This window comes from Pseudoxanthomonas sp. LjRoot204_2, from assembly GCF_056175765.1.
In genome coordinates this window covers 1-10,907 of the sequence record NZ_JBGFFG010000073.1, presented here as the reverse complement: position 1 = coordinate 10,907, position 10,907 = coordinate 1, and the positions used below count along the sequence as shown (strand labels likewise).

General features: G+C 69.8%; 11 protein-coding genes and 1 tRNA gene. 6 read left to right on the top strand and 6 right to left on the bottom strand.

What is annotated here, in order from left to right:
• Positions 1–134 precede the first annotated feature (134 nt).
• Entirely contained in the window at positions 135–746 is a 612-nt protein-coding gene (locus tag AC04L7_RS05410) for a hypothetical protein (protein WP_299345971.1), read from the bottom strand.
• Between the two features lie 137 nt (positions 747–883).
• On the opposite strand from AC04L7_RS05410, the gene AC04L7_RS05405 reads away from it, so the two are divergent.
• Genes AC04L7_RS05405 through AC04L7_RS05395 form a run of 3 tightly spaced genes read left to right on the top strand, consistent with a single transcriptional unit; the run spans position 884 to position 2,935 of the window.
• A complete protein-coding gene (locus AC04L7_RS05405) occupies positions 884–1,846 on the top strand; it encodes a threonine ammonia-lyase (protein ID WP_296281646.1) in 963 nt (320 codons plus the stop codon).
• Positions 1,843–2,451 (top strand): YdcF family protein, encoded by a 609-nt coding sequence (locus AC04L7_RS05400; protein ID WP_475512648.1) that lies wholly within the window; start codon positions 1,843–1,845, stop codon positions 2,449–2,451. Before AC04L7_RS05405 ends, AC04L7_RS05400 begins: the two co-directional genes overlap by 4 nt.
• A 46-nt stretch (positions 2,452–2,497) precedes the next feature.
• On the top strand, positions 2,498–2,935 hold the full coding sequence (locus AC04L7_RS05395) for a ketosteroid isomerase-related protein (protein WP_296281650.1): 438 nt from the start codon (positions 2,498–2,500) through the stop codon (positions 2,933–2,935).
• Between the two features lie 57 nt (positions 2,936–2,992).
• Here the strand turns inward: AC04L7_RS05395 and bioC are convergent, their stop codons facing one another.
• The 4 genes from bioC to bioB form a co-directional block, all read right to left on the bottom strand.
• Positions 2,993–3,892: a malonyl-ACP O-methyltransferase BioC gene (gene bioC / locus AC04L7_RS05390; protein WP_436000795.1), complete on the bottom strand. Its 900-nt coding sequence runs from the start codon at positions 3,890–3,892 to the stop codon at positions 2,993–2,995.
• Positions 3,889–4,665, bottom strand: coding sequence for a pimeloyl-ACP methyl ester esterase BioH (gene bioH, locus AC04L7_RS05385; RefSeq protein ID WP_436000796.1), 777 nt, complete (start codon positions 4,663–4,665; stop codon positions 3,889–3,891). The genes bioC and bioH overlap by 4 nt, the downstream gene beginning before the upstream one ends.
• Positions 4,666–4,724: 59 nt before the next feature.
• Positions 4,725–5,924, bottom strand: a complete 1,200-nt coding sequence (bioF, locus tag AC04L7_RS05380) for an 8-amino-7-oxononanoate synthase (RefSeq protein ID WP_436000798.1) — start codon at positions 5,922–5,924, stop codon at positions 4,725–4,727.
• A 115-nt stretch (positions 5,925–6,039) separates the two neighbouring features.
• Complete coding sequence (gene bioB / locus AC04L7_RS05375) at positions 6,040–7,116, bottom strand: biotin synthase BioB (RefSeq protein ID WP_475512647.1); 1,077 nt, start codon at positions 7,114–7,116, stop codon at positions 6,040–6,042.
• A gap of 61 nt (positions 7,117–7,177) precedes the next feature.
• Between bioB and AC04L7_RS05370 the strand changes: the two genes are divergently transcribed.
• Positions 7,178–7,882 carry a ComF family protein gene (locus tag AC04L7_RS05370; protein ID WP_436000802.1) on the top strand — a complete coding sequence of 235 codons (705 nt, stop codon included), beginning with the start codon at positions 7,178–7,180 and terminating at the stop codon, positions 7,880–7,882.
• 388 nt (positions 7,883–8,270) lie between these two features.
• Here the strand turns inward: AC04L7_RS05370 and ubiA are convergent, their stop codons facing one another.
• A complete protein-coding gene (ubiA, locus tag AC04L7_RS05365; protein ID WP_296281662.1) occupies positions 8,271–9,173 on the bottom strand; it encodes a 4-hydroxybenzoate octaprenyltransferase in 903 nt (300 codons plus the stop codon).
• A 102-nt stretch (positions 9,174–9,275) separates the two neighbouring features.
• Here ubiA and AC04L7_RS05360 point away from each other — a divergent pair.
• Positions 9,276–9,352 (top strand) — tRNA-Arg (locus AC04L7_RS05360).
• A 113-nt stretch (positions 9,353–9,465) separates the two neighbouring features.
• Positions 9,466–10,907: serine/threonine-protein kinase (locus AC04L7_RS05355; RefSeq protein WP_475512646.1), on the top strand; the 1,442-nt coding region annotated here is incomplete at its 3' end.

Here is a 10,907-nt window from a genome sequence, read left to right as displayed (position 1 = left end):
TTTCCCCACCGGACGTCGACATTGAACCTTTATTGCCGCTTACGTCAGAAAGCGACGCAACCGGTCAACTGGGTTTGCAGCCTGCGACGGCAGCGGCGGGAAAGCAACGGACGGGGCGTTGCGGGGGACTGGAATCAGGGTTCTATCTGACGGGAGGTATCCCGTTCCGCCCGGGCGGGGCGGGACGGCGGGGCCGGACGCTCCATGCGGGGCGGCGGCGACGCACGTTCCATGGTGCGGGGACGCTCCTGCCTTGGCATGGACGGAGGCGCGGTGACACGCGGGCGCTGGTAGCCACCGCCATCGACACGGGGCTGGCTCGGGGACGGCGCGGCCTGGTTGGGACGCCCCGGGACCATCGGCTGCGATCCCCCTTCGCGCCAGCGGCCGGTCGGGTCGCGCCACGGCGGCGGGCGATTGCCGCCTCCGCCATTGGACGGCGGGGGCTTGGGTGGGGGATTGTTGTGGTCCGGGCGCGGGTGACGCGGCGGGTAATAGGGGTAGTGGGAGCCGTAGTACCCGTAGTACGGATAGCCGTAATAGCCGCCGTATCCATACCCGCCATACCCATAACCGCCATAGGCTCCACCGCCACCGTAGTAGCCGCCGTACGGGTCGTAATACTGCGTGCTGGGCCGGCCATGGTAATAGCCGCCCGGTGCGGTATCGCCGACATAGTCGTACGTCGCGCAGCCACCCAGCGCGAGGCTGGCGAATGCGATGGTCAGAAGAGATGTGCGCTTCATGGCAGGACCCCCGTTGCTTTGCAGGGCCAGCATCGGCCTGCCGCATTGAATCCGTGCTTAACCCTGCCCCCTGCCCTGAGCGGTGAAATCGCCTGCTGGCGCAGGTTCATGTCGGGATGATGCGATAACCTTTCCGCATGCCGAGCCCCCTGCCCACCTTCCACGATGTCCTTGCCGCCGCCGCCCGCATCGCTCCGCATGCCCATGCCACACCGGTGCTGCGCTCGGGCGCGCTGGACGCGATCGCCGGTTGCGAGCTGCATTTCAAGGCCGAGCCGCTGCAGAGGACGGGGGCATTCAAGTTCCGCGGCGCGTGCAATGCCGTGTGGGCCCTCGACGACGCGACCGCCGCACGCGGCGTGGTGACGCACTCGTCCGGCAACCATGGGGCTGCGCTGGCCCTGGCCGCACGCACGCGCGGCATCGCCTGCCATGTGGTGGTGCCGGAAGGCGCGAATGCGGCCAAGCGGGCCAGCATCGCGCGGTACGGTGCGCAGCTGCACTCCTGTGCACCCACCATCGACGCGCGCGAGGCGACCGCCCGCGCGGTGCAGGCCGACACCGGCGCCAGCCTGATCCATCCGTATACCCACCCCCATGTCATCGCCGGCCAGGGGACCGCGGCGCTCGAGCTGCTCAACGCACAGGGCCCGCTCGATGCGGTAGTGGCGCCGGTCGGTGGCGGCGGGCTGCTGTCCGGCACCGCTATAGCTGCTGCCACCCTCGCGCCCGCCTGCCGCATCATCGGCGCTGAACCGGACGGCGCGGCCGACACCGCCGCCTCGCTGTCGGCGGGCGAGCGCCGCATCGAATTCACCCCCGATACCGTCTGCGACGGCCTGCGCGGCACGCTTGGCGAGCCGAACTTCGCGGTGCTGCGCGCATACCAGGTGGACGTGGTCACCGTGCCCGACGCGGAGACGCTCGCGGCCATGCGACTGCTGTGGCAATGCCTGAAGGTGCTGGTGGAGCCTTCGTCGGCCATCGCGCTAGCGGCGATCCTGCGGGAGCGCGGCCGTTTCGCAGGCCAGCGCGTCGGCGTGGTGCTGTCCGGCGGAAATGTCGACCTGGATGCACTGCCCTGGGAGCGCGCGGCATGAGGGGCAGGCAGCGGAAGACGAGGCGCGGCATCGGCGGCTGGCTCTGGCGGCTGGCACTGCTGGTGCTGGTCTGGCTGGTCGGCGTGGCCGCCTACATCGTCTGGGTGGGGCAGCGCGACGACGCCGGCCCGGCGKACGCCATCATCGTGCTCGGCGCCGCCGCGTACGATGCCAAGCCCTCGCCCGTGTTCGAGGAGCRCATCCGCCACGGCATCGACCTGTACAAGCGCGGCCTGGCGCCGAAGCTCATCTTCACCGGCGGCTACGGCGGCGTGGGCGCACGGTTTTCCGAATCGCAGGTCGCGCGCCGCTATGCGCTGCGCCAGGGCGTACCCGACAAGGCCATCCTGATCGAATCGTTGTCGCGCAACACGCACGAGAACCTGCGGCAGGCCTCGCTGCTGATGCACGAGCACGACCTTCACCGCGTCATCATCGTCAGCGACCCGCTGCACATGGCGCGGTCGCTGCGGATCAGCCGCGGCCTGGGCATCCACGCGGTGGGCTCGCCCACGCCGACCAGCCGCTTCCGCAGCTTCGCCACGCGCTGGCGATTCCTGCTGCAGGAAGTCTACTTTTTCCACCGCGACCGGCTGCCGCGCTGACAGCGGGGCGTATCATCCCCGCCTTGCCCACCCCACGGGACTTCCCATGAAGATCGACGGCACGCGCCGGCAAGACCGCGCCACCGAACTCGTCCTGAGCTACTACACGGCGTTCAACCGCGGCGACTGGGAAGGCATGCTCTCGATGCTCACCGACGACGTGGTGCACGACCTCAACCAGGGCGCGCGTGAAACCGGACGCGAGGCGTTCGCGACGTTCCTGGGCCGCATGAATGCCTGTTACCGCGAGCAGCTGCGCGACATCGTCGTGCTGGTAACCCAGGATGGCCAGCGTGCGGCTGCCGAGTACGTGGTGCATGGCGAGTACCTGCACACCGACGAAGGCCTGCCCGAGGCGGACGGACAGACTTACATCCTGCCGGGCGGCGCCTTCTTCGAGATCCGCGACGACCGCATCGCGAGGGTCACCAACTACTACAATCTGCAGGAGTGGGTCCGGCAGGTGAGCCGCGCCAGCTCCTGAACCGACGCGGACGCGATAGGTCGCCGCAAGCTTTGGGGTGGCGACCCCGTCGGCGAGCTACTCGCCGCGTCGCCGGATCGGAATCTTCGACAGCGGCACCGCCGCGATGTCCTCGCCCTGCCCGCGGATCGGCGCGCCCGGCGGTGGCGCCCATGCGTGCGCGTAGATCACGTCCCAGGTGCTGGGCAGCTTTCCGTCCGCGCGTCGCAGCGGTTCGTACGCACGGGCGGCAGCGGCGAACCGCGCGCGCCCCGTCAGCGTATGGCGGCGATGGCGCAGTGCGTTGGTCGCGCCCATCGCGCGCAGTTCGCGCATCAGGGCGGGCATATCGTCGTAGGTCAGCGTGAAGCGATCGCGGTCGAGCACCGGATCACGGAAGCCCGCGAGCATCAACGCATCGCCGAACTGCGCGATGGGCGGGAACGGACTGACATGCGGCGTGTCGTCGGCTTGCGCGAACGCCTCGCGCAGTTCCTGCAGGGTTTCCGGGCCGAACGTCGAGCACACCAGCAAACCGCCTGGTTTCAGCACGCGACGAAAGCCATTGAACGCCGCCGGCAGGTCGTCGACCCATTGCAGGCTGAGATTGCAGAACAGCACGTCGACACTGGCCTCGGCCAGTGGCAAGGCGCGCAGATCGGCGCAGACGCGCTGGAACGGCTTCCACCAGCCGGCCTGTTTCTTCGCCTCGCGCAGCATCGGCAGCGCCAGGTCCAGCGCGATCACCTGCGCCTTCGGCCAGCGCTTGCGCATGGTGGCGGCCGCATGCGCGGGTCCGCACCCGACATCCAGCACGACGCGCGGAGCCACGGCGTCCGGTCCCTGCCGCAGGGCGAAGTAGTCCAGCGATTCCAGCAGGCGCTTCTCGACCTCGTGCTGCAGCGCCGCCGCCGCGTCATAGCCTGCGGCCGAGCGCGAAAAGGCGCGCCGGATGTGGCGTTGGTCGAAGGTGGTCATGCGACCTCGTCCTGCCGCAACGACTGCATGAACGCGTCCACGTCGCCCGCCACGAGATCGGCGTGGCCAAGGAACGGCGCATGGCCCCCGCCCGCGATCTCGACGAACGTGGCGTGCGGCGCGGCGGCGGCCGATGCCTGCATCGCCTTCGACGGCACCAGCAGGTCACGGCGTCCGGCAAGCCACAGGGTGGGCACAGCGAGTGCCGGCAGCGTCGCGCGCAGGTCGGACTGCTCGAGCAGCTTGAGACCGGCATGCAAGGCGGCAGGCGACGGTTCGCCGCGGGCATACAGATCCTGCTTCAACGTGCGCAACTCGCTGCGGGCGTGTTCGGAGCCCATCGTGTCGAGCGCGAGGAACCGGTCCAGCGTGCCTGCGTAGTCGTTGCGCAGGTCGTCGCCGAACTGGGCGAACACCCGTGCCTCGACCGCATGCGGCCATGTTTCGTCGCGGACGAAGCGCGGCGTCGCGGCGATCATCGCCAACCCGCGCACCTGCGGCGACGAGGCTGCCGCATGCAGCGCGAACAGGCCGCCCAGCGACCACGCCAGCCAGACAGCCGGCGGCGTGCGCGCGAGGATGGCATCGACCGTGGCGCCCAGCGTCAGCGCGACCTCGCTGTCGCGGCTGTGGCCATGGCCCGGCAGGTCGACGAGATGCAGCGTGTAACGGTCGGACAGTCGCTGCACCAGGGGCGCGAAGACGCCGCCATGCAGCGCCCAGCCATGCAACAGCACCAGGGAGGGGCCGCTGCCGAGGGTTTCGATATGCATGCCGCTTATTGTCGCCGATCCCGCGCGAGTCGGGACCGTGCGGCCGCGCGCGGGTTCGATCAGGCGACCGCGCCGTGCACGCGCTGCACCGCCTCCCACGCGCGCGACAAGGTCGTCACCAATCCGTCCACGTCCTGCGGCGAATGCAGGGCGGACAACGTCACCCGCAGCCGCGCCTTGCCGTCGGGTACCGTCGGTGGCCGGATCGCCGGCACCAGGTAGCCGGCGCTGTCCAGGGCGGCGGACAGCGCCAGCGCCGTGGCATCGCCGCCGCACAGCACCGGCTGGATCGCGGAGTCCGAAGCCATCAGCTGCAGCCCCGCGCGCTGCGCTCCGCTGCGGAATCGATCGACCAGCGACATCAGCTTGTCGCGCCGCCACTGGTCGCGGCGCGCATGCTTCACCGCAACGCGCGTGGCCGCAGCCAAGGCCGGCGGCATGGCCGTGGTGTAGATGTAGGGGCGCGCGGTTTCGGCCAGGTGCTGGATCAGCGTGTCCTCGCCGACCACGACCGCGCCGTAGCCGCCCAGCGCCTTGCCCAGGGTGACCAGCTGCAGCGGCACGTCGGCGACGCCCATGCGCGCTTCGGCCACGCTGCCGCGCCCTTCCGGCCCGCGCACGCCGACGCCGTGCGCGTCGTCGACGAAGAACAGCGCCTGCTGCATGCGGGCGACGAGACTGAGCGACCGCAGCGGCGCGGCGTCGCCATCCATGCTGAAGACGCCATCGGTGGCCAGCATCGCCGCGCCCTCCGGCTGCAGCTTCAGCTGGCGCAATGCGCCTTCGGGGTCGAGATGCGGATAGCGGCGCAGCTTCGCGCCCGCAAGCCGCGTGGCATCCAGCAGGCTGGCGTGGTTGAGGCGGTCCTGCACGCAGACATCGCCGTCCTCCAGCAATGCCTGCTGTACGGCGAGGTTGGCGAGGAATCCGCTGCCGAACAGGAGCGCACGCGGATAACCAAGCCATTCGGCGATGTCGCGCTCCAGCCCCTCGTGCGCGGCGTGGTGGCCGCTGACCAGGTGCGAGGCGCCGGCGCCGGCGCCTTCGCGCGCGGCGGCGTCCTGCAGCGCGTTGGTCACTTCGAACTGCTGCGCCAGTCCCAGGTAGTCGTTGCTGCTGAACTCGGTCAGCCAGCGCCCGCCGATCTCGACCCGCACGCCGTCGCGGCGCGCGACGGTGCGGCGGACGCGCTGCCGGCCCAGCACGATGCGCTGCTGGCGCTGGGCGAGGATGCGGTCGTGCAGGTCGATGCGGGTCATGTCGGCGGGCCTGGCGGATGAGGACGCCGGGGCGCGGGAAGTCATCGACGACGACACGCCGGCCCGCGTTTCCGCGCCAGCGTCTTCGTCCGGTACTGCCCCCTATCGCCCCGACTTACGCCGCCCGGCCGCAGGACGGCTCGGGACGGGTGATGTCGGCATGCACCGTACCGCTGCCCGGTGCATCGGTTCTGTGATGGTCGTGCACGTTTTCCACCTGCACGGCCATCGGACGCAGGCCCAGGCGGGCGAACAGCGCCTGGTCGCGCTCGGTGTCCGGGTTGCCCGTGGTCAGCAGCTTSTCGCCGTAGAAGATCGAATTSGCGCCGGCCAKGAAGCACAGCGCCTGCAGCTCGTCGCTCATCGCCTCGCGGCCGGCCGACAGGCGCACCATCGACGCCGGCATGACGATGCGGGCGACCGCGATGGTGCGTACGRACTCGAAGGGGTCCAGTTCGCTGGTGCCATGCAGTGGCGTACCGGCGACCTGCACCAGCCGGTTGATCGGCACCGAATCCGGATGCGAGGGCAGGTTCGCCAGCGCCTGCAGCAGGCCGGCGCGCTGGTCGCGCGACTCGCCCATGCCGACGATGCCGCCGCAACAGGTCTTCATACCGGCGTCGCGCACGTGCGCCAGCGTGTCCAGGCGGTCCTGGTACTGGCGGGTATGGATGATGTCGCCGTAGAAGTCGGGCGCGGTATCGAGGTTGTGGTTGTAGTAGTCCAGCCCGGCGTCCTTCAGCGCCTGCGCCTGTTCGCCACTCAACATGCCGAGCGTGGCGCAGGTTTCCAGGCCCATCGCCTTCACGCCGCGGATCATCGCGGCGACCTTCGGGATGTCGCGGTCCTTCGGCGAACTCCACGCCGCGCCCATGCAGAAGCGCGAGGCGCCGGCCGCCTTCGCCTGCGCCGCCTTGGCCAGCACCTCGTCGGCGTCCATCAGCTTCTGCGCGGCCACGCCGGTGTCGTAGCGCTGGGCCTGCGGGCAGTAGGCGCAGTCCTCCGGGCAGCCACCGGTCTTCACCGACAGCAGTGTGGACACCTGCACTTCCGCCGGGTCGAAGTGGGCGCGATGGACCGTGGATGCCCGATGCAGCAGCGCGGGGAACGGCAGGTCGAACAGGGCCAGCAGTTCGTCGCGCTGCCAGTCGTGGCGCACGACCGGCGCATCGGGAGAAATGTGAAGGGACATCGCGGCCTCGGCGGACTACAGTCGGGGAAGTCTGGAAACCGGGCCCTGCCCTGTCAACCGCATGGATGCTTTGGAAGTTGACGGCTGGTGGCGCCGTGCGAGCCGGTGGCTGCTGGCGCCACGCTGCCTCATCTGCCTCGAACGCGGCCACAACGGCATCGATCTGTGTGCGTCCTGCACCGAACGGCTGCCTTGGAACCGAGTCGCGTGCGTCCGGTGCGGGTTGCCGATGCCGGCGGCCGGGGAATGCGGCGACTGCCTGCAGCATCCGTCCTCGCTGACGCACGTGCGCGCGGTGTTCGTCTACGGTTTTCCCTTGGACCGGCTGGTACCGCGCTTCAAGTTCCACCGCGACCTCGCCGCGGGCCGGCTGATGGCGAACCTCATGGTCGGGGCGCTGGCATCGGCCCCCCGGCCGGACGCCGTGGTTCCGCTTCCGCTGCACGCGCACCGCCTGCGGGAACGGGGCTACGACCAGGCGCTCGAACTCGCACGACCCTTGGCGACCACGCTCGCACTGCCGCTCCGCACCGACCTGCTGCTGCGGGTCCGCGCGACGGCACCGCAATCGGAACTCGACGCCGGCCAGCGGCAGAAGAATGTCGCACGCGCCTTCGCGGTGTCGCCGCGCCTCACGCCGCCCGACCACGTGGTGTTGCTCGACGACGTGATGACCACGGGCGCCACGCTGGATGCGGCGGCGCGCGCGCTGCGGCGCGCGGGTGCGAAGCGGGTGGATGCCTGGGTCTGCGCGCGCGTGCCCTGAGGCCATGCACTCCCTGACCCCTCCTGGCAGAGCGGTGGCGGTCACCCGGCACGGCAGCGTCAGCACGATCTGGCCACCCACCGGGAAGGCCGGAATGCTCCCACCGCTCTTGCCGGTCAGGCTCGCGGACGGACACCGTTTCACCCCGGTCAGAGGGCGCCGCCGGTCGCGATGCAGCCCGCCATCGGCGCAGGATCGGTGCACTTCGGGCGTCGCGCAGCATTGTTCCTTTTGCGGCGGCCGGGACCGGATTGCCGGCGGTCATCGTGTCCGTCACGACGCGGTCCGACAACGCGGTGACGGGGCTGGCCGCTCTTGACGATCGACAGGCCCGCGCGGGGAATGCGCACGTTGCGGGATACGCACGACCGCAATGATCGTGAAAGCGTTACGCGGCGCGAAGGGCAAGATCCAGTGCCAGGCCGGCGAAGATCGCCGCACCCACCCAGTTGTTGTGCAGGAAGGCGCGGAAACATGCGGTGCGTTCGCGATGACGCGCCATCCAGAACTGTGAGATGACCAGCAGGGTCGCCACCGCCAGGCTGATTCCGTAATACATGCCCAGCCCGGCCTGACGTCCCACCAGGTACAGGGCGATGATGACCAGCGCGTACAGCACGCCCTGGATGACCAGGTCCAGATCGCCGAACAGGATGGCGGTGGATTTCGATCCCGCGCGCAGATCGTCTTCGCGATCCACCATCGCGTACCACGTGTCGTACGCGGTGGCCCACAGGATGTTCGCGCCATAGAGCACCCAGGCAACCGGCGGCACCTCGCCCTGCACCGCCGCAAACGCCATCGGGATGCCCCAACCGAACGCCAGGCCCAGGTAGACCTGCGGCAGGTATGTATAGCGCTTCAGATACGGATAGCTCGCCGCGAGGAACAGGCCGACCACACTCAGCGCGACCGTGAGCCGGTTCATCGTCAGTACCAGGCCGAAGGCGGCCAGCATCAGCACCGCGAACACGACCAAGGCTTCGCGCCCGGATACGGCACCGGTCGCCAGCGGGCGATCGCGCGTGCGCTCCACCTGCGGGTCCAGCCATCGGTCCGCGTAATCGTTGATCACGCATCCCGCCGACCGGGTCAGCCAGACGCCGGCGGTGAACACGACCAGCGTCCACCAGGGCGGCACGCCGCCGGCTGCCAACCACAGTGCCCACCAGGTGGGCCACAGCAGCAGCAGCACGCCGATAGGCCGGTCGCCGCGCACCAGCTTCCAGTACTGGCCCAGTCGCGCACGCCAGCGCAGCGCGCCGCCTTCTTCGAAACGCTCGTATCCCATGCGGAAAGGGTAGCAGGCGCGATGGCGCGGTCCGGGCATTTCCCCGCCCCGTCGGACGATATGCGCCTGCGCGCCGGTTTGCGGCTAGAATGCCCGTCCCGTGCGCCCGTAGCTCAGCCGGATAGAGTAGTGGCTTCCGAAGCCATTGGTCGGGGGTTCGAATCCCTCCGGGCGCGCCATTCCTGCTGTTCGTGTTCCCGCGCCGTTCGAAGCGCGGTACCTTCGCCGCCATGGCTGCTTGGCTGCCCGCATCCCGCACGCGCGCCGCCGCGCGCTCTTCCGAACGTCGCCGATGTCCGATCTGGATGCCCGTGCGCTAGCCCTGTTCGACGAGTACGTCGAACTGGCGCCTCCCCAACGCTCGGCCGCACTCGCGCGGCTGCAGGCGCGCGAACCCGCGCTCCACGCGGCGTTGCTCAAGCTGCTGGACGCCGACGCGGCCACGCATCCGCTCGAGAACGCCGCGCTCGACGCCATGCTCGATGCGTCGGGCGAAGAGGAGGACGATCCATCTTCCGCACGCATCGGCAACCGGCTGGGCCCGTGGCGTATCGACCGCCTGCTCGAATCGGGGGGCATGGGAACCGTCTACGAGGCCAGTCGCGCGGACGGCCAGTACGAAAAGAAGGTCGCGTTGAAGTGCATGCGGGCCGGGATGTCGTCGCCGACGCTGATCGAGGCGTTCATGCGCGAACGCAACCACCTGGCGCAACTCGACCATCCGCACATCGCGCCCTTGCTCGACGGTGGCATCGAAGCGGATGGCCGACCCTGGTTCGCCATGCGCCTGGTGCACGGCACCGCCATGGACCTGTGGGCGGACCAGCAGCGGCTGTCGCTCGCCGAACGCGTCCGCCTGCTCCTGCAAGCCTGTCAGGCGCTGCGGTATGCGCATGGGCGCGGCATGCTGCACCAGGACATCAAGCCGGCCAACCTGCTGGTATCGACGGACGGCCACGTGCATCTCATCGACTTCGGCCTGTCCGCCATGATGGACAGCCTGGAAGGGCCCGCGCATCGCTGCATCGCGGTATCCAATGGATATACCGCGCCGGAAATACTCGCGGGGGGCGCCGCCTCCGCGGCCAGCGACATCTATTCGATCGGCGTCATGCTGTACCAGCTGCTCGTCGCCGACTGGCCTCGTCCGCTGCCGCGGCTGCAGGCCAGCCTCATCGCCTCGCCGGTCGTTCATCCCGCACGGCCAGCGTCGCGGCTGGCGATGTCGACCACGATGGACGTCGCATGGAAGCGTCGCTGCCGCAGCCCGGCGCGACTGGGCCGCGGCCTGCAAGGCGACCTGGATGCCATCGCCCTCAAATCCGTGGCGACGTCGCCCGCGGATCGCTACGGCAGCGTCGAGGCCCTGATCGACGACATGGAGCGCTGGCTGGGGCGTTACCCGGTGCGCGCGCGCGATGCCGGCCAGCTGCATGCGGTGCAACGCTTCCTGCAACGCAACGCCCTGTCCAGCGCACTGGCCGGCGGCGTGGTCGTTGTCGCCGCCACGGCCGCAGGCGTGCTGGGCTGGTCGCAGCTGAGGGACAGCCGCGAGCTGCGCGACATGCAGGCTGTCTCGGCCGTGTTCGAACAGACGCTGGGGGCGGTGGCACTGTCGGGACTGYCGGACGCCCGGCCTTCTTCCCGCCAGCTGCTCCGCAAGACCGAGATGCAGCTGCGCGCGTTGCCCCTGCAACGCAATCCCGCGATCAAGGCCAAGGCGTTGGCCTCGCT